Origin of the sequence: Proteus vulgaris, from assembly GCF_011045815.1 — a bacterium.
Taxonomy (GTDB): Bacteria; Pseudomonadota; Gammaproteobacteria; order Enterobacterales; family Enterobacteriaceae; genus Proteus; species Proteus vulgaris_B.
Genome location: NZ_CP047344.1, coordinates 1,932,934 through 1,952,867, shown reverse-complemented (window position 1 = coordinate 1,952,867; position 19,934 = coordinate 1,932,934). Strand labels below are relative to the sequence as shown.

17 protein-coding genes and 1 tRNA gene are annotated in these 19,934 nt (G+C 37.5%); 8 read left to right on the top strand and 10 right to left on the bottom strand.

What is annotated here, in order from left to right:
* The first annotated feature begins 242 nt into the window (after positions 1-242).
* The 3 genes from GTH24_RS09330 (at position 243) to GTH24_RS09320 (ending at position 3,222) form a co-directional block, all read left to right on the top strand.
* A tRNA-Arg gene (locus GTH24_RS09330) sits at positions 243-314 on the top strand.
* Between the two features lie 87 nt (positions 315-401).
* Positions 402-2,714 carry a hypothetical protein gene (locus tag GTH24_RS09325; protein ID WP_164526312.1) on the top strand — a complete coding sequence of 771 codons (2,313 nt, stop codon included), beginning with the start codon at positions 402-404 and terminating at the stop codon, positions 2,712-2,714.
* Positions 2,715-2,814: 100 nt separating this feature from the next.
* Positions 2,815-3,222: a DUF6122 family protein gene (locus tag GTH24_RS09320; RefSeq protein ID WP_072068064.1), complete on the top strand. Its 408-nt coding sequence runs from the start codon at positions 2,815-2,817 to the stop codon at positions 3,220-3,222.
* A gap of 44 nt (positions 3,223-3,266) precedes the next feature.
* Here the strand turns inward: GTH24_RS09320 and GTH24_RS09315 are convergent, their stop codons facing one another.
* Together GTH24_RS09315 and GTH24_RS09310 are read right to left on the bottom strand one after the other, a co-directional pair.
* The gene (locus tag GTH24_RS09315) at positions 3,267-3,698 is read right to left on the bottom strand and encodes a DMT family transporter (RefSeq protein ID WP_115349727.1); all 432 of its coding nucleotides are present in this window, start codon (positions 3,696-3,698) and stop codon (positions 3,267-3,269) included.
* 3 nt (positions 3,699-3,701) lie between these two features.
* Positions 3,702-4,172: a DMT family transporter gene (locus GTH24_RS09310; RefSeq protein WP_164526311.1), complete on the bottom strand. Its 471-nt coding sequence runs from the start codon at positions 4,170-4,172 to the stop codon at positions 3,702-3,704.
* Between the two features lie 98 nt (positions 4,173-4,270).
* Here GTH24_RS09310 and GTH24_RS09305 point away from each other — a divergent pair, with 98 nt between their 5' ends.
* Complete coding sequence (locus GTH24_RS09305) at positions 4,271-5,200, top strand: LysR family transcriptional regulator (protein WP_164526310.1); 930 nt, start codon at positions 4,271-4,273, stop codon at positions 5,198-5,200.
* Here GTH24_RS09305 and GTH24_RS09300 read toward each other — a convergent pair.
* Positions 5,195-5,671: a hypothetical protein gene (locus tag GTH24_RS09300; protein ID WP_164526309.1), complete on the bottom strand. Its 477-nt coding sequence runs from the start codon at positions 5,669-5,671 to the stop codon at positions 5,195-5,197. The genes GTH24_RS09305 and GTH24_RS09300 overlap by 6 nt on opposite strands.
* Positions 5,672-5,868: 197 nt before the next feature.
* Between GTH24_RS09300 and yegD the strand changes: the two genes are divergently transcribed.
* From yegD to GTH24_RS09285, 3 genes are all read left to right on the top strand, one after another.
* A complete protein-coding gene (yegD, locus tag GTH24_RS09295; protein ID WP_164526308.1) occupies positions 5,869-7,221 on the top strand; it encodes a molecular chaperone in 1,353 nt (450 codons plus the stop codon).
* 113 nt (positions 7,222-7,334) lie between these two features.
* Complete coding sequence (locus tag GTH24_RS09290) at positions 7,335-8,360, top strand: threonine aldolase family protein (RefSeq protein ID WP_164526307.1); 1,026 nt, start codon at positions 7,335-7,337, stop codon at positions 8,358-8,360.
* Between the two features lie 164 nt (positions 8,361-8,524).
* Complete coding sequence (locus GTH24_RS09285; RefSeq protein WP_069369172.1) at positions 8,525-8,788, top strand: DUF3811 domain-containing protein; 264 nt, start codon at positions 8,525-8,527, stop codon at positions 8,786-8,788.
* A gap of 207 nt (positions 8,789-8,995) precedes the next feature.
* On the opposite strand, the gene xylB is transcribed toward GTH24_RS09285, so the two are convergent.
* The 4 genes from xylB to GTH24_RS09265 all read right to left on the bottom strand — a co-directional run bounded on the left by xylB (position 8,996) and on the right by GTH24_RS09265 (position 14,504).
* Entirely contained in the window at positions 8,996-10,450 is a 1,455-nt protein-coding gene (gene xylB / locus GTH24_RS09280) for a xylulokinase (RefSeq protein WP_164526306.1), read from the bottom strand.
* 75 nt (positions 10,451-10,525) lie between these two features.
* Positions 10,526-11,842: a xylose isomerase gene (gene xylA / locus GTH24_RS09275; RefSeq protein ID WP_164526305.1), complete on the bottom strand. Its 1,317-nt coding sequence runs from the start codon at positions 11,840-11,842 to the stop codon at positions 10,526-10,528.
* A 10-nt stretch (positions 11,843-11,852) separates the two neighbouring features.
* A complete protein-coding gene (gene nhaC, locus GTH24_RS09270; RefSeq protein ID WP_072068056.1) occupies positions 11,853-13,328 on the bottom strand; it encodes a Na+/H+ antiporter NhaC in 1,476 nt (491 codons plus the stop codon).
* A gap of 6 nt (positions 13,329-13,334) precedes the next feature.
* A complete protein-coding gene (locus tag GTH24_RS09265; RefSeq protein ID WP_164526304.1) occupies positions 13,335-14,504 on the bottom strand; it encodes a MalY/PatB family protein in 1,170 nt (389 codons plus the stop codon).
* A gap of 189 nt (positions 14,505-14,693) precedes the next feature.
* Here GTH24_RS09265 and GTH24_RS09260 point away from each other — a divergent pair, with 189 nt between their 5' ends.
* Positions 14,694-15,860, top strand: a complete 1,167-nt coding sequence (locus GTH24_RS09260; RefSeq protein ID WP_164526303.1) for a XylR family transcriptional regulator — start codon at positions 14,694-14,696, stop codon at positions 15,858-15,860.
* Positions 15,861-15,886: 26 nt separating this feature from the next.
* Here GTH24_RS09260 and GTH24_RS09255 read toward each other — a convergent pair whose 3' ends face one another.
* From GTH24_RS09255 to GTH24_RS09245, 3 genes are all read right to left on the bottom strand, one after another.
* Complete coding sequence (locus GTH24_RS09255) at positions 15,887-16,177, bottom strand: VF530 family DNA-binding protein (protein ID WP_072068053.1); 291 nt, start codon at positions 16,175-16,177, stop codon at positions 15,887-15,889.
* A gap of 158 nt (positions 16,178-16,335) precedes the next feature.
* Positions 16,336-17,934 (bottom strand): MFS transporter, encoded by a 1,599-nt coding sequence (locus GTH24_RS09250; RefSeq protein ID WP_072068052.1) that lies wholly within the window; start codon positions 17,932-17,934, stop codon positions 16,336-16,338.
* A gap of 64 nt (positions 17,935-17,998) precedes the next feature.
* Positions 17,999-19,867 carry an amidohydrolase gene (locus GTH24_RS09245; protein WP_164526302.1) on the bottom strand — a complete coding sequence of 623 codons (1,869 nt, stop codon included), beginning with the start codon at positions 19,865-19,867 and terminating at the stop codon, positions 17,999-18,001.
* Positions 19,868-19,934: the final 67 nt, after the last annotated feature.

Below are 19,934 nucleotides of genomic sequence, written 5' to 3'. Positions count from 1 at the left end.
TTTCTAACCGAATAATTTTTTATAGAACAAAAAAATACATCACTGTCAGTAAATCCCGTGGCATATTCTTAAATTTTCACAGCAGCATTTTACCACTGCTTAATATTTCTATCTTCCGGTATCACTGACGTTAATTTAACTAATAGGGGTAATGGTTTTTGCTTAAAATCATCCATAAAGATATAAATAATAGGTATAATTTAGATGATATTTTTTGTTTATCACTTATAATCACAACGTATTCCAGAATAGCTCAGTGGTAGAGCATTTGGCTTCGGACCGAAAGGGCGCAGGTTCAACTCCTGCTTCTGGATCCCTCATTAATAATAATTTCTATTGCTTAATCCCTTTCAAAGCAATCAAAAACCACCTTGAATACCTCTCTTTATTTGGTGAATATCATGGCTGATAAACAAAACCTATTACCCGTTGGACTTTCTTATGCACAATCGCAATTGGCTAAAGTATTAAGCCAACCCGAGATAAATAACAATAAAGTTCAACAATGGGAAGCTGTCTTACACCAGATACTACAAGGGCAAGCCACTTATGGCAGCCGAACACCATTCGAAAACACACCTGCATGGATCACCCTTGAGGTTATAACAGGCGGATTCGCCACTGGTAATTGGTTGGCTGGGGGAGAAATAACATCTGAAGAGCAATACTTATTAGATAAACTGCAAATAAAAACCTCACCTGAAAATCAGCGATTAGCGTTAAATAGCTACTATTTAACTGATGAAGGAATGAATGTTCTTAATAAATGTTTAGATAATGAAAACTATCTTATTACGGTTCCTGAAGAGAGTGTTTTACTCACTGTTGCATGGTTGATCAGAAATAAAGCACAATCTTACGCAAGAGACTTGCTTGATATTATTTCGCCTTGGTTTTCAACATTAAGATTTTACCCTCGCATTGTCGAACTGCCTGTTATTTCAAGTAGTACAGTAAGAGTGCAAGATCTCGATATAACAATTTACGACCTTAAAAGAATAAAACCAAATAAACGAGTATTAGCACAAAAAGAAGCTGTGACTATTTGGCATCCTTTTAAAATGAAAATGGTAGCGTTATTTTCAGAAATTGTTGATAAGTCATCGAGTAATACAATTACATCGTTATGGAGGCAATCGGCAAAAGATCTTATTGCTGAATATTCCAAATTACGTAAACAATATTTCCTTTGCAATAAACCTGTAAAAAATAAAGGTGACTTTGCAAAATTACGTATTGCTATTGAGCAGTTATCCTTTGAGAAGAATGAGTTAGATCTTCATCAAGCACAACATATTCGTATTTTATTACAACGTCATATCGAGAAGTATGGTGAACCAAACTCAGAGAAAAACGATAAAATACAAAAAATAAAGCAAGGTGATGTACAAGCGCCATTACATTACACATTAAGTCGAGTCATTTTAAACCGACTTGATTGCTTAGATATTAATAATGGTTTTGATAATAAAGAAATCGCCACAGAGGCAATTTCTGAAAGTGAAGCAAGTAAATTTAACTTAACACAAGGTTATCCTATTCCAAATATCATTACGTATAAAACAATGCGTAGTTTTAATACCACAGCAAGCCAGCTTGTCGAGCAAAAGTTAATTACTTCTTCAGAAGCGTTAAGTCATATTATTCCTCAAATTACAGCGGGTTTACGTGCTAATAGTCTATTAGATATTCCATTACGCCATCTTTACGAAAAAAACTATCGAGCATTTAAACAACGTCGCTCTTTGTTGCTATTAGATTTACAACATCAAGTACAACTAGAAGAGCTACCGTGGGTTACGATTATTGACAAGTTTCGTAAAAAACAAATTTCCAATAAAACTATCTTTACGGAAGTATTAAATGAGTTTCTATTATTAAATTTTCGTTATTTTCCACAAACGCAGCTACCTAATCCTTTATTACAAGAATTAAACTCACTGACATCTGAAATAGATCCAAGCATTAAATGGAGTGAAGAACTTGCCGCAGATATCTTTATGGGAATGTTCAGTAAGAAGATCGCGAATATATTGGTAAAAAATGCTGATTCAGTTTTACCTTACAGCCTGTATTCACAATATTATAAAGTTGATTATTTACTATTAAAGCATGAATTACTCACCGCTTTATCGTCAGTAAATACACAAGGGAGCGACCCTTATGCAACATCTCGCGTGATTCTAAAATGGTGTGAAGATAGAACAAATGAAAAATTTGGCTCTTATTCACCGGCAATAAATGGGGAGTTACTTGAACAATCCTACATATTAACAACCCATAATCTTAGTACTATTTTTAATATGCTTGGTCTTGCTGACAAATTAAAACCATTCTTGCTTGATATGTGTAAACAATGTGTGCAAGTCATCAATCGCTATTTACAGGCTCCTTATCGTGGTTATCATGCATCATTAATCATAATAAAAAATGCAGCTTATGCATGGCGACAATGTGTTTTTTACCTCTCGTATTTATCACAAGAAGAACTGCAACAATTTGTCTTATGGACAGAGAATTATATTGATACCCAATCTCAATATTTCAAAACACTATTTATACCAATTTGGAATGGGCTAATGAGCGTAATAAATACGCCAGATGACTATAATTATGATGACAAACCATCACACCTTATTTTTTATGGTTGGTCTAAAAAACATTGGATGATGAAGACTATTTTAAAAGCCAATGGTGAAGAAATTTGCGAATAAACTTGAGATATACATCGAAATTAAAGAGGCAAATAGACTGAACGGTTCTTTTGCCTGTTTACTCTGTATAACATTATCTATGATTAGTTTAGAGGCTTAAGTGATATTTGAGATTTTTAGAACACTTTTACATTACAGCTTACATTTTTTAGCGCCTATTCTATTAGGCTATCTTTTCTGGCGTAAGAATTGGAAGATAGCCTCACTGCTTATGATTGGAACAATGGCTATTGATATTGACCATTTGTTAGCAACCCCTATTTTTGATCCCAATCGTTGTAGCGTGGGTTTTCATCCATTACACACGGTTTGGGCCGCTTTGGTTTATTTGGGTATATGGTTTTTGCCCTCATGGAAATTAAAAGCGATTGCAATAGGATGTTTATTTCATTTATTTACCGACTCGGTTGACTGCTATTTAGGTGGATTAAAACCCAATCTAACAATAACGATGAATTGTGATGGAAAACACGTTATATCTCATTTTAAGCATGATTTTTTTATTTAAATATCAGGGGATGGATCATCTCCTCTGAGGCTTATTAATACTTTTTATTTTGATTGTTGAGTAAATTTGATCAGTACACCGCCAATAATCATCAATACACCAATTATCTGTAATAGTAAATGATGGCTTTCAACGCCACTAAAGATATCAATCACCAAACTTGAGATCATCTGCCCACAAATAGCGAGAACAGACGTTAACATAACGCCAAGCAGGGGCAAAACGTAACTGTTGATGACAACAAAAAAAGCCCCAATAATTCCACCAGCAAAGGCAATTAACGGTATCGAACCTAACGTTATTGTTTGATAATCTTTTATCCATAAAACAAAAAAAGTCAGAAATAAAAAACCAACCAAGTGATTGATTAACGAGCTATAAATTGCATTGTTCTTTTGGGCAAGTTTACCATTTAATGTCCGACTAGTGACAATACAAACGCCATTAAATAATGCGATTAAAATAAATAAACTCACTTGTTATCTCCCTATAATTAACAATGCACTGCCTGAAATTAATAAGAGGCACATAAAGAGATCTCGCAAAGTAATTTTTCTTTTTTCGACACCAAACCATCCCCTTGCATCCACAATAACGCTAAAAAGAATTTGCCCTGTTATCATGAGAATAATACTACCAGAAAGTGACAAGGGACTATTTACAGTGATTGCCGCTAATAACACCGTAAATGCGCCAGGTATACCACCTAAATACCATAATATTTTTATCTTGTTATTATTTCCCTTATTCTTATCTCTATTGCTTTGTTGATTTTTTCTTAAATATAAAATGTATATAATGAAGGAAAAGAATGTTCCAATACCGTGTGTTATCCATGATGCCGTTAATGGTGTTGTAAAGCTGGCTAAATAACTATTACTCATAATCATAAGCGAAAGCAAAATGCCAGAGGAAACCGCAATAAGAGAGAGAATATACTTGTTATTCATAATGTTAAATGACTATAAATTATTTTTTGTGTGGGTTTAAAATATTCCTTTTCGATAACACAGGCAAGAAAACACACTGTTTACGCTAAGTTGACAATATGAATGATATGAACGTTTTTCCCATCTTAATTGCAGTTGCAGACAATTTAAGTCTTACCCAGTCTGCCAAAGCATTAAACATGACAAAATCAGCGATAAGCAAAGCAATTCAAGGCGTAGAAGAAAAACTCGGTGTACGGTTATTTCATAGAACAACGCGGAGTATTAGTTTAACCGAAGAAGGAATTGTTTATATTGGCTATATTCGTGAGTCATACAAACTGGCGACTATCGCACAAGAGGCTGTTTCACAATTTAGCGATAAGGCAAAAGGGATCATCAAAATATCCGCTCCCATGTCTTTTGGTACTTTGCATATTGCTAAAATAATGCCTTTATTTATGCAAAAATACCCAGAGCTTGAGGTACAACTTTTATTTGATGACAATGTGACAGATTTAGTTGCACAAGGATACGATATCGCAATTAGAATTGGTGAATTACCAGATTCATCGTTAATCGCACGCCAATTATCGCCTTGCTATAGCCAACTTTATGCGTCATCAGATTATCTTGATAAATATGGTGTACCTAAACAAATTTCTGAGCTCAAAAATCATAACTGTTTATCGTATTCATTATATCAAGCAGGTATGGAGTGGGTTTTCTATCAAAAAGGGAAAAAACATAGTCATATTCCCAAAGGAAATTATCGCGTTAATAATAGCGAAGCACTATTACAAGCCGTTTTGCAAGGTGTCGGTATCGCATTACTCCCTCATTTTATTACTCAAATTCATCTATCAACGACAGATAAAAAATTAATCCCTATTTTGACGCAGTTTGATTTACCTGAGCATTTTATTTATGCGGTTTATCCAGATAAAAAAAATCTCCCTCGTAAAACAATATTGTTTGTTGATTTCTTAAAAACACACTTTGGTGTTAATAGCGACTACCAACGCAACATTGAAAGAAAGAGATCATAATAAACGGTTATCATCACCGAAAAAGTCACTGGCTAACCATTGCGTTACGGTTTTAGCATTAACTTGATTCGATTGTAGTTTTTCAATCGCAAAATATTCAGGGAATGAAGCATCTGATTCATTATACTCTTTTTCGAGTTGTTCTAATTTAGAGAGTGCATTTTCATAGTTATCAAAAATAGCTTCAATATCTCGGTAGATCTGACCAAAACCTTCACTAAAACGTGAAATAATATAATAAAAATCTGAAAGAGGGATATCACAACTAAAACTGCTTAATTTCACTTCTTCAACTTCAATCCATCTGTCTTTTTCAGTGAGTACTTTAACTTGATTTTCTTCGTTTTGATTATCTTTAATGAAAGTCATTTTTGCTTTTTCAGCAATATCTCTATTGTCAAAAGCCCCTAAAATAAAATCAGGGCCTTCATAACCAGATATACCTATAATGCATAAATAAATTATCTTCATATTTTTTATACCTTCTCGTAAAAATCTCTAATTGTTTTATAACTATATTAATTTTATTAAAAATATTATAAGCCACTCATACAGTAAATCACTTGTCTCATTGACGCTTTTTTTGACTTTATAATCTGGTGGTAATTGCAAAAATCTTGATGTAGAGTGCTCAGTCTTTTTTTAATGAAGTCTATTGGGGAGGCTGAATGTTTATAGGCTTTGATTACGGAACATCGAATTGTTCTGTTGCAATCATGAAAGAAGGAAAACCGACTCTTTTACCTTTAGAAGGTAAAGATGTCTATATTCCATCGACCCTTTGTGCGCCAACCCGTGAATCTGTTTCTGAGCACTTATTTCGCCATTTAAATATAAAACCTTCCAGTGAAATTGGCGAACAATTACTAAGAAAGTCGATTGCGTTTAATCGAGAAGAAGATATTGAATTAGTACCTGAAGATATTCTTTTCGGACAATCTGCACTAAGTTTGTATCTACGTGATCCGCGCGATGTCTATTACGTTAAATCACCTAAATCTTTTTTAGGGGCTTCGGGCCTACATGATATACAAATTAGCTTCTTTGAAGATTTAGTGTGCGCCATGATGGCGAATATTAAACACCAAGCAGAAAAAAGCACACAAGAAGCAATTACAGATACCGTTATTGGTAAACCAATTAACTTTAATGGGTTAGGTGGTGAAACTTCAAATAAACAAGCTGAAAGTATTCTTATCCGCGCGGCTAAAAGAGCTGGCTTTAAGAATATTATGTTTGAATTTGAGCCTGTGGCAGCAGGGCTTGAATATGAATCTACCTTAAATAAAGACCAAACAGTACTAGTTGTTGATATTGGCGGTGGTACAACAGATTGTTCATTAATTCAGATGGGGCCAAGTTATCAAGGTAAAACTGATCGTTCAAACACCTTACTTGCCCATAGTGGACAACGTGTTGGTGGTAATGATCTTGATATTTATCTTGCTTTTAAACAACTTATGCCTTTATTCGGTATGACAGGATTAACTTCTTCTGGTATTAAATTACCGCTGAAACAATTCTGGGATCCTATTGCGATTAATAATGTCGAAGCGCAAAAAGATTTTTATTCTCGTCAAAATTTAGCTGCATTAAACCAGCTTAGACGAGATGCGAAAGAACCTGAAAAAATAGCTCGTCTAATCGAAGTGTATAATGAAACACTAGGTTATAGCATTGTTCGACGTGCTGAAGAGGCTAAAATTGCCTTATCAGATTCTCCTGAATATATTGCTAATATCGCCTTGTTAAGTGAAACATTAGAATGCACCATTAAACGTGAACAAATGGTGGAGTCGATAGAATCCCCTAAAAGTAAAATGATTGAATTAGTTAATGATGCAGTTCAACAAGGGGGAATAAAACCGGACGCTATCTTTATGACAGGTGGCTCAGCGCGTTCACCGATTTTATGCCAAGCAATAGAACAACAATTACCTAATATCCCGATTGTGAAAGGAAATGATTTTGGATCGGTTACCGCAGGATTAGCCCGTTGGGGTGAGGTCTGCTTTAAATAACTTACTTTTTCAAGATATTAAAGCGCTTTACATTTAATCGGTGTATTGATTAGATGTGGAGCGTTTTTATTTATAAAACACAATAAAAAACACAACATTCGATAGGAGAACACATGTACCGCTTCCAAAATGATTATAATGAAATTGCACATCCCGCGGTCATGAAGGCAATCACTGATACAGTGGGTCAACGCTATGATGGATATGGCATGGATAAGCTTTGTCATCAAGCGGCTGAACTCATTAAACAGCGTATTCAACAGCCTGATGTGGATATTCACTTTTTTAATGGTGGAACCATCACTAATTTAACCGCGATTTCTCATTTTTTACGTCCACACCAAGCTGTTATTTCTGTGAGCACAGGACATATTGCAACACATGAAACCGGTGCTATTGAAGCAACAGGGCATAAAGTTATCACCACATTTTCGGCTGATGGTAAATTAACCCCTGCATTGTTAAAACCCATTCTCGCTGAACATAACGATGAACATTGGGTTCAACCTAAGCTTGTTTATATTACGAATGCCACCGAAATTGGTACGGTTTATCGCAAAGCAGAACTACAAGCACTCCGTGATTTCTGTAACGAGCATAATTTGTGGTTATACCTTGATGGTGCTCGTTTAGCTACAGGATTAATGTCAGCAAAAAGTGATCTGACTATTGAAGATATCGCCAGCTTAACCGATGCTTTTTATATTGGTGGCACTAAAATTGGCGCAATGTCAGCTGAAACCTTAGTGATTTGTCATCCTACATTGAAAACTGACTTTCGTTTTAGCTTGAAACAAAAGGGCGGATTGCAAGCAAAAGGCTGGTTATTAGGCGCGCAATTTGAAGCTTTATTTAAAGATGATCTCTATTTTAAATTAGGTAAACACCTTAATGAAATGGCATCACAATTAACTGAATTTTTTACTGTACAAGGTTTTGAATTTTTAGCACCGCCAGAATCTAACCAAGTTTTTGTTATTCTACCAAATGCGATTGCGGAAAAATTAACTCAACAATTTGTTTTTCATCGTGTATTACTTGAAGATCCTAACTTGAGTTGTTTACGCCTTTGTACTTCTTGGGCAACAACACAACAAGATATTGATGGATTTAAAGCTGCATTTCTTCAATTAGTTTAATTTTTTATTTGAAGTTATTGTTTATGCATTACGCACTTATTCAGGCGTAATGCATTTTTAATGAAAGAAGAGATTAATTACCCCAAATTTAAATATAATGATGGAGAGGTACCTTAATGATGTTATATTAATATCTCCTCACTCAACATAGGTAGGGTAATAGAATGAAGAAACTGACACTCCAAGAAATGACAGATGCCCAACAAATGCGAGTAAGAACCCGAATAGCTCAAGAAAAAAAGAAGTTCGGACGTGAATTAACTAATGCTGAAATGAACAGAACCAAAGATTCCATTATTACCGAAATCTCCCTCGAAGTTGAAAAAGCCACCAAAAAAGCACAAGCCCTCAAGAAAAAACAGAAATTAGCCCCTAGTGATGAAACTTATAGTTGGTCAGCCAAAAACCATCGTAGTGGCTATCGTTAATTTTTTGCCTTGCTAGTAAGCTCAGCTAGTAAGCTCAATTACTAGCAAGGAATTACTTTAAAGATTGTTTTTTCAATTAACTATTTTATTTTTTCTGTAGCTATATCCCAAATTTATTTTTTCTGTAGCTATATCCCAAATAAGAAGAAATAAAGCCTCTCTTTATTGAATGGCTTTAGGTATTTCCCTGATATTGACGCAATATTGCTATATTTCCATTGTATTAATTAATGAATATAGCTTTTTAAAAGCATGATATTTTTTCTCGTATGTTTTATGTTTTTCTAAATTGGGTATATGACGTTTTTCAAGCTTAGGTTGAGAAAGAATAACTTGTGATGAATGAGCGGGGTTTACTGCTAATTGTGCAAGTCTTGCTGCACCAAGCGCAGGGCCGACATCACCACCTTGACGATAATCGAGATTTTTCCCTGTAATATCTGCAAGCAGTTGTCGCCAATATTCACTTCTGGCACCACCGCCAATTAACGTAATGTTATCAGCTAATTGTCCAGCATTATCAGCAACTTCAATTCCTTGTCGTAATGCAAAACTTACGCCTTCAAGAACAGCTTGACATAAATCAGCTCGTTGATGTTCATGGGTTAAACCCCAAAATACGCCTTTGGCATTAGGGTTGTTATAAGGTGTTCGTTCCCCTGAAAGATAAGGTAAAAAGAGTAGAGGGCTATCCGCAAAAGTGGCGTGTTTAATGTCTTCAAACATCGCACTCACACTCTCAACTCCAGTCAATTGACACACCCAATCAAGACATGATGCCGCACTTAACATCACTGACATTAAATGCCATGTATTGGGTAATGCGTGACAAAAACTGTGCACTGCATTATCGCTATTTTGTAGAAACTGCTCACTTACCACAAAATAAACCCCTGAAGTACCTAAAGAGAGCATTGCTTGACCGGGTTGATAAACCCCAACCCCGATTGCCCCCGCGGCATTATCACCGCCACCCGCAATAATAGGTACTTGCTTCATATGCCATTTTTTAGCCACATCAGCTAATAGGTAACCGGTGATTTGATTACCTTCAAACAATGTTGGCATCTGTCGGCGAGTTAATCCTGTTGCACTTAAAAGTTCATCACTCCAGTTGCGCTTTTGCATATCCAACCAAAGCGTACCTGCCGCATCTGACATATCACTGGCAAAATTACCACTCATCTTCCAGCGCAAAAAATCTTTTGGTAATAAAATATGTGCAATACGTTGAAAAATATCGGGTTCATTTTCAGCAACCCACTGTAATTTAGGTGCCGTAAACCCTGGCATCACTAAATTACCAGTGATTTTTTTAAACTGGGGAAATTGTGTTTCAAGTGCTTGGCACTGTTTAAAACTACGACCATCGTTCCATAATATCGCAGGGCGTAGAACCGCTTGTTGAGCATCAAGCAAAACAGCACCATGCATTTGTCCGCTTAATCCAATCGCCTCTATTTGTTCCATCGGATAACTGTGTCCAAGCTGGAGAATAGCTTCTTCCGTTGCTTGCCACCATTGCTGTGGATCTTGTTCTGACCATTGAGGGTGAGGGCGTGATATTGCTAAAGCAACCGAATAACTTGTGACAACGTCACCATTTTCATTCATGATGATCGCTTTAACGCTTGATGTGCCTAAATCTAGCCCTAAATACATGAAGTTACCTCATGATGTTTATCTAATTAATAAACACAGCGGAAAATCCGCTGTGTTATTAGTATTATGATGCGATTATCCAAAAATATAGCGATTCACTAAGCTTTCTAACATTTCTTGGCGTCCACTTTGTAACTGTGGCGCTAAGGTATTGCTTTGTGCATGTTTCGCCACATCTTCAAGGCTTAATTTACCTTGTAGGATATTTTGGCCAAATTCAGCACTCCAACCTGAATAGCGCTGTGCCGTGAATTTATCAAGGCCACCATCTTGGATCATTTTTGCCGCAATACGTAATGCCATTGCCATTGTATCCATTCCTGAAATATGTCCGTAGAATAGGTCATATTTATCATTGCTTTGGCGGCGAACCTTAGCATCAAAGTTTAATCCACCTGTCGTAAAGCCACCTGATTTAAGAATTTCATACATGACCAGTGCATTTTCTTCTACACTATTTGGGAATTGGTCTGTATCCCAACCTAATTGAGGATCACCACGGTTAGCATCAACAGAGCCTAAAATGCCTAACGCAATCGCAGTAGCAATTTCATGGTGGAAACTATGTCCTGCTAATGTCGCGTGGTTTGCTTCAATGTTTACTTTCACTTCTTTTTCAAGACCAAACTGTTTTAAGAAGCCATAAACTGTCGCGGTATCATAATCATACTGGTGCTTGGTTGGCTCTTGTGGTTTAGGTTCAATCAGTAATGTACCTTGGAAACCAATTTTGTGTTTATGCTCTACCACCATCTGCATAAAGCGACCAATTTGCTCTCTTTCTTGACGTAAATCGGTATTTAGCAGGGTTTCATAACCTTCACGTCCACCCCATAATACATAGTTTTCACCACCCAGTGCTTTTGTCGCTTTCATCGCTTCACATACTTGTGTTGCGGCCCAAGCAAAAACATCAGGATCAGGGTTTGTTGCTGCACCTGCGCCATAACGAGGGTTAGTGAAGCAGTTCGCAGTTCCCCATAGTAATTTAACGTTAGTTTCTTCTTGTTTTTTCGCTAATACGTCGGTGATCGCCGCCATATTAGAAACATATTCATTGATGTTATTCCCTTCAGAAATCACATCAATATCATGAAAACAATAGAAAGGAACATTGAGCTTATGAAAGAATTCAAAGGCCACATCTGCTTTACGTTTTGCTTGCTCTAATGCTTCACCTGGTGTTTGCCATGGTCTATCAAAAGTACCGATACCGAACATATCAGAACCATTCCAGCAGAAGTTATGCCAATAACAAGCTGCAAATCTTAGGTGTTCTTCCATTCGTTTACCCAAAATAATTTCATCAGGATCATAGTAACGAAACGCTAATGGGTTATCGCTTGTTGTGCCTTCATATTGAATTTGTTCAATTTTATCAAAGTAAGACATGGAACCGTCCTTATTTAGTATCAAGTTGTAATTCTGAATGTGATCCAAGCTCAGCAGTCATTTCTTCCTGCTCTTCTGGTGTTAATTTGGCAATGCCAAAGCCCGTAAACCCCCACAGCATGGCAAAGAAGATGCCACTCCAGCACAATACAGCCCAAGGTAAGTAACTTAAGGTTGCAACACCTAACGTACCCGCCATATAAGCACCTGCGGCAGTCCACGGTAAAATAGGTTCAAAGATAGTGGCGGAGTCTTCTACAGTACGCGCCAGGTTTTTAGGATGTAATCCTCGTTCAATATAGGCACCACGTAACATTTCGATAGGAATAAGGATTGAGATTTGTCCATTACAGGTCACGCCAATCATGGTGAGTCCGCAAGCAATTGTGGCTAAGATCATTGAACCTGTTGAGTGCACCATTTTTAATAATGCATGGACAATGACTTCTAATGCGCCACTTAACGATAAAGTACCAGCAAACGAGAGGGCGCAGAAACAGATAAGCAGAGTGCTCATCATGGAGTTCATGCCACCACGATTTAGCAAATTACCTAACAATTCAGGAACTTCTTTACCTTGGATCATCGAGACATTGAAGCCATCAACCGCACTTTTTACGATGTCATGTAAACCAAAACCTTGAACAAGATAAGCGTTTAGCATTGCAATTGCAGCAGAAGCTAACATCACTGGGATAGTGGGTTTTTTTGTTACTGAACCATATAAAATCACTAACACTGGAATGAGAAGAATAAGATTGAAGTTATAAACATTCTCAAGACCATTTGTAATTAATGTCACTTTTTCTGGCACACCTTGACCCGCTAAATCGCCATTCATGCCATAAACAGTCATCACAATCGCCGTTAAAATCAACGAAGGCAGTGTGGTATAAAGTAAGTGCCAAATATGTTGATAAAGGTCGATCCTTGCTGCCATTGCGGCAAGGTTAGTATCACCTGATAACGGTGAAAGCTTGTCACCAAAATAGGCTCCCGCGACTACGGCGCCGGCTGTTGCTGCAAGGTTTGCATCCATACCTACGGCAACACCCATAAATGCAACACCTATGGTTCCTGCTGAACCCCATGATGTTCCCGTACAGACCGACACCAATGACGTGACCAATAATGCTGTAACATATAGCATTTCTGGGCTGATCATTTTTAGACCGTAATAGATCATCAGAGGAATGGTGCCACCAATCATCCATGTGCCTATTAACAAGCCCACACTGATTAAAATCAGCAATGCTGGCATAGTTTTAGCAATCTTTTGTGAGATAGCAGTTAAGATCTCCTCATAGCGGTATCCCAACCGTTTTACTAACAGTGCAGCCACAACGGTCGAAAGCACCATTAATGGTTCTGGTGGTAAATCAAAAGCGGCGTAGCCTCCTCCTAATAACACCACCATAGTGAGAATAGGAAAGAGCGATTCAAGAAGCGTAGGTGTTCTTGGGCTGTTTATCGTTTGCGTTTTCATTGTAATTTATTCCAAACTGGCGTGAGGTAAGGTACGAATAAGCCGAGTGAAAACGGTTTCTAATATTGAACGAGGTGTCGCGATATTAATGCGGAAAAAACCATCCCCAACCGCACCAAAACCGCGCCCCCAACTCATTTCCACTTCGGCTAATGAAACAAACCAATGTTTTAGTTGTTCTTCAGTTAACTGCATTTTTTGGTAATTAATCCATAGCATGTAGGTGCCATGACTTTGTGTGACAACCCAATCGGAAAAGTGACGTTCACATTGTTCTTTTACCCAACGTCGGTTATCAGCAAGGTACGTTTTTAATTCACTAAGCCATTGTTGGCCTTGTAAGGTATAAGCTTGTAAAAAAGCGGGAACAGAAAAATATCCTGGATTATGAATACCAGCAGCATTCAAGCACTGTTTGAATTTTTCACGATACTCGGGATTAGCAATCACAATATTCGCTATCTCTAGCCCCGCTAAATTGAAGGTTTTCGCTGGAGATGTACAAATAAAAGAGTGCTGTTCTACATAGGTGTTTAAAGATGAAATAGGATGATAGAGAGCATCATCAAAAACAAAATCTGCGTGCACATCATCAGAAATAATAAAAACGTGATATTTCTGTGCAAGCTTCGCTATTTTTATTAAGTCATTTTTTTGCCATACCGTACCAGTTGGATTGTGTGGTGAAAGCAACATAAAACAGACGGACTGTTTAAACTTATTTTCTAGATCATCAAAATCTATTTCATAGTAGCCGTCACGATAAATTAACGGGCTTTCTAATAGCTCGCGGTTATTTACACAAACAGCATTGCTAATAGGGTGATAAGCTGGAGACAGCGTTGTGACTTTATCGCCTATTTGTGTGAAATTCTGGATATAAAGTGAAACGGCTTGTATAACGCGAGGACAAAACACAATCGTCTCAGGGGCAACTATCCATTGATATTGGCTTTTAAACCAATTAGCGGCAACGTTATTCCAATCATGACTAAGATCGGTATAGCCATAAATTCCCTTGTGATTAAATTCAGCAAGTTTGTTTGTAATAAAATCAGGCGCAGCAATTTCCATATCTGCAACAGATAATGGAATAACATTGGCGTTACTATTACACCATTTTGCGCTATAGGTATTTTGCCTAGAAATTAATTTATTAAAGTTATTCTGATACATGAAAAATCTCCTCGGCAATCGTGTTTAAAAACAAAATACTCGTTGTTCTTAACATTGGTTATTCCTATTTTTTACTTTGCTATTACGAAATTTGGCTTGTGTGATAGTAATCACATAGCGATGAAAGCAAGTTCTTACAAAATTAAAGCTATGGTTTAATGCCAGCCTTGGGGGAATAGGTAAACGAAGATGAAAAAAGATACATACTTTCGTATTGTGTTGTTATTCAATGCTAATAAAGTGTATGACCGTCAAGTGGTTGAGGGGGTTGGAGAATATCTTCAGGCCTCACAGTGCCATTGGGATGTCTTTATTGAAGAGGATTTCCGTACTCGACTGGATAATATTAACCACTGGGTTTGTGACGGTATTATTGCAGATTTTGACGATCCAATTATTGCTGAGCATTTAAGCCAATCATCGTTAGCAGTAATTGGTGTAGGTGGATCTTATCATCAAGAAAAAAATTATCCTCCCGTACCTTATATCGCCACCGATAATTATGAATTAGTTCAACAAGCCTTTTTACATTTAAAACAGAAAGGGCTTAAGCATTTTGCTTTTTATGGTTTACCCGCCAAAGATCACCCCCATTGGTCTAATGAACGAGAGTACGCTTTTCGCCAATTAGTCACCAGTGAAAAATATCCAGGTATTGTTTATAACGGCATGGATATTACACAAGAAAATTGGCAACACGCGCAAAATCGTTTATCTGACTGGATACAAACTTTACCACCACAAACAGGGATTATTGCTGTCACCGATGCAAGGGCGCGTCATTTATTACAAGTATGCGACAATTTAAACATTAATGTACCTGAAGAAATAAGCATTATCGGAATCGATGATGAAGATATGACACGCTATTTATCCCGTATTGCATTATCTTCTGTTGTGCAAGGTTCACGGCAAATGGGATATTTAGCCGCAAAATTATTACATCAAACCCTAGATGGGCATGTAACAGATAAACAGCAAAGAATATTAGTTCCCCCCGTTAAAATTGTTGAACGGCGCTCAACTGATTTTCACTCATTTAACGATCCCACCGTTGTTCAAGCTATGCATTATATTTATTACAATGCCTGTAAAGGGATAAAAACAGAACAAGTTTTAGATGCAGTTAATATGTCGCGTTCTAATTTAGAGCAACGGTTTAAAAAGGAAATTGGCAAGACAATTCATACGGTTATTTATGAAGAAAAACTCAAACGTGCTCAAAATTTATTAGCCACAACAACACTTGCGATACAAGAAATATCCGTGATGTGTGGCTATCCGTCATTGCAATATTTTTATTCTATCTTTAAAAAAGAATTTGGTATGACGCCGAAAGAGTTTAGGGATGAGTGAGAAAATATAACAATAAAATAAAACAATTATCGCTTTCTACTATTCGCCCACGGATCACAATCAGGACTATCGATAACTTCAATCACATCATCAATATCGGCTTCAAGAGAATCTAGGTAAAGCGCTTCTACTTCAGCACGTGCCCAAGGGGTTCTACGCAAGAATTTCAAACTTGATTTCACGCTAGGATCACTTCTAAAGCAGTTAATCTTGATAAGTTGACCTAATTTAGCCCAACCATATTTAGCCACCAGCGCATTTACTTGCATTTCAAGAGTGACGCCATGTAGCGGATCTTTAGAAATATGTCCTGTCATGATTTTCTCAAATACGTATTATTAATTTCAAGGTAAGAAGCGGTGCAGAGTACAAGAAAGTAAGATGAGAGGCAATGAAAGGATAGAAAACATAAAACCACTCACACACCTTATTGATCGAAATAAATACAAATAAGGTGTATGAGTAGTTAATGTGGTTATTTTTTTGGCGAAAAAGCAGAAAAAGCGTGTGTTACTTTTTTGGCACTGATTATTTTATCTAATTGTTGTTGCAATTGTTTATCGTCCATTGTCGCGCGATCATGTTGACGAAGATGCTCAGCCCAAGAAGCCACCATAAAAGTTTCCATATATGATTGAGTGTTATTTTCCGTAATAGCATCAGATGAAACAAACAACCCCCATGAATAACCGCCATCTCTTAAACGAACTGTTTTTAGTCGATTCATTAAACTGAGAAATTGCTCACTGTGAATTGCTTCAATTTGATAATTTACGGTAATTAACACAGGGCCTTTATCCGTTGTGATCTCAATAAGTCCATCATCAAGAATAAAGTGTTCTGAATGCTGTAAATTGATGTTGTCATGTTCTAATTTGACACGCAAAACACATAACCAAACTAAAATAATTCCAACCGTTGCACACAGCAAAGCTATCGTTACTGAAGTATGTGAAGCAATTTGCCCCCAAACAAGAGAGCCTAATGCCATTGAGCCAGAAAATACGGTTAAATAAAGTGCTAGACCTCTCGCACGAACCCAATTAGGCAAGGCTGTCTGTGCAGAGACCATTAATGTGGAAAGGGTGATTATCCAGCTAAATCCAGCGAGCATACTAGCGAAAATAGCAAGATATTTTGAAGTCGCACTGGCGAAAATAAATAACACCAATGCTGTACCCACGGTGCCAATAGCAATCAATGTGCTGGTACTCAATTTTTCACGCAATGTTGATAAACTAAATGCGCCAATCACAGCACCAATACCAATGCTAGTTGTTAGTAAACCATATAATGTCGCGTCACCGTGTAGTGAAACTCGGGCGACTAGCGGTAACATTGCCCAATAAGCACTCGCAAAAATAAAAAAGCTGGCCGCTCTTATAATCGTTTTTATCAGCGCAGGGCTATAACGCGCATAGCGTAAACCGGAGATCATCGCGGCAACAACAGATTCTGCGGGGAGTTTTTCCTCTTCTTTTTTCTCACCTTCCCACCACCAGACAGCAAGAATAATGGCGATAAAGCTCAAGGCATTGAGTAAAAAGGGTAAATAAAGACCAACTTGAGAAATCAAAATACCTGCAAGTGCGGGGCCTATTGCACGGCTGATATTAATTCCCATACTGTTTAAGGCAATACCTGACTTTAATTCATGGGGCTCGACAATACTTGGTACAATCGCTTGCCATGCAGGGCCTAAAAACGCCGCGCCAGAACCCAAAACAAAGGTAATTAATAATAACCAGCCAATACTGATAACATCGAAATACACAAGAACCGCTAATAATGAAGCGGCGCAGAGCATCAAAATATTGACGAAAATAAGCAATTTTCGTTTATCAAAGATATCAGCAATAGCTCCAGCTGGGAGTGCCAATAAGAAAACAGGTAATGTTGTCATGGCTTGAATAGCTGCAATCATAACGGGATCTGGGCTTAGGTTTGTCATCAACCAACCGGCACCCACATCATTCATCCAAGTCCCAATATTAGAAAATAACGTTGCCATCCATAATACGAAAAAAATACGATTACGTAAGGGCGACCACGCGGAAGTACGTTGCGTTGCCATAGTCTCATCTCTCTTTATTTGAGATGGCCAGTAAATAATTACCGACCATCGTTATTATAAAATATTAAAATGCAAAGCAAGAACAACCTAAAGCGCCCCAAAATGCATTATCATCTGAAACAGGAATAGATGATTGACGAGCGATATCATGTTGATGTCCATGAGCATGACATGCACCACAGCATTGATGTAACTGATTTAAAACCGCTGCTTTTGTCTCTTGTTGTAAGTAAGAATAATGACCAGGGACTTTGATCACAGGCGACCAATCCGGCAATACCGGAATAGATGGCGGTGTTAACGATGAGAAAGCACCATTTGCATACACAATCTTGCCATCCACTACCGTTAAAAGTGATTCAATCGCTTTGATCTCGTTTTCAGGTACTCGAAAATAATCAGCAGAAAGGGCGATAAAGTCGGCAAGTTGACCTGCTTTAATTTGACCTTTTTTACCTTGTTCATTAGAGAACCATGAACTCCCCATAGTCCAAAGCATTAAGGCAGTATCTCTGTCTAAACGATTATCGCCATCATACATTTGCATACCACCCACAGTACGCCCCGAAACTAACCAATAAAGCGCTGTCCACGGATTATAACTAGCAACACGAGTTGCATCTGTACCTAATCCAACAGGGACTTGTGCATTTAGCATTTTGGCGACAGGCGGTGTTTGTTTCAGTGCTTTTGTGCCATAGCGTTGTGCAAAATATTCACCTTGGAATGCCATACGATGTTGAATTGCTAATCCACCGCCAAGCGCTTTAACACGTTCAATATTTTTCTCACTGATGGTTTCAGCATGATCGAAAAACCAATGTAGTCCATCGAAAGGAATATCTTTATTTACTTTTTCAAAGACATCTAACATTCGGCTAATGGATTCGTTATAAGTGGCATGTAAACGAAATGGCCAGCGATGTTCAACTAAGTGACGGATCACTTTTTCTAATTCAGCTTCCATATTTTCAGGAAGATCAGGTCTTGGCTGTAAAAAATCTTCAAAATCAGCCGCAGAAAAAACCAACATTTCACCTGCGCCGTTATGACGATAAAAATCACTACCATCACCGGGTGATACCATTGATGTCCATTGTTGGAAATCTTCAAATTCTTGTTTTGGCCTTTGGGTAAATAAGTTATAAGCAATACGAATAGTTAATTGATTATTCTTAGCGAGCTCATCAACGACTTGATAATCTTCAGGATAATTTTGAAAACCACCCCCTGCATCAATGGCGCTAGTTACACCAAGACGATTCAATTCTCTCATAAATTGGCGAGTTGAATTGACTTGATATTCAAGAGGTAATTTAGGGCCTTTTGCTAACGCAGAATAGAGCAACATAGCGTTAGGTTTTGCTATCAACAATCCGGTAGGGTTGCCATGTTCATCACGCTGTATTTCACCACCCGGTGGGTTTGGTGTCTCTTTGGTATAACCAATCGCACGCAGTGCCGCTTTATTTAACAATGCACTGTCATAGAGATGTAATACAAAAACTGGCGTATCAGGAGAAACCGCATTAATTTCGTCTAGCGTTGGCATACGACGCTCTGCAAATTGAAACTCGCTCCAGCCACCAACAACACGTACCCATTGCGGTGACGGTGTCACTTGAGCTTGAGCCTTTAACATATCAAGGGCAATAGACAAGGAGGGCACGCCTTCCCACCGTAATTCTAGGTTGTAGTTTAATCCACCGCGAATGAGGTGCAGGTGTGAGTCATTAAGCCCAGGAATAATAACGTGGTTTTCTAGATCAATGATTTTTGTTTCTGCATTTTGAAACTGCATCGCTTCATCATTTGAGCCAATAAAAAGAAATTTACCTTGATAAATAGCTATCGCTTGGGCAATAGGATTTTCTCTATCAAGAGTATGGATCTCACCATTGATAAATATTTCAGATGCGAAAGTTTTATTCATGATTTTTGATTTCCTATTTAAAAGGAATTAACCCTTTGTTAAATAAAAGGCGTGAGCGTACTGTGCT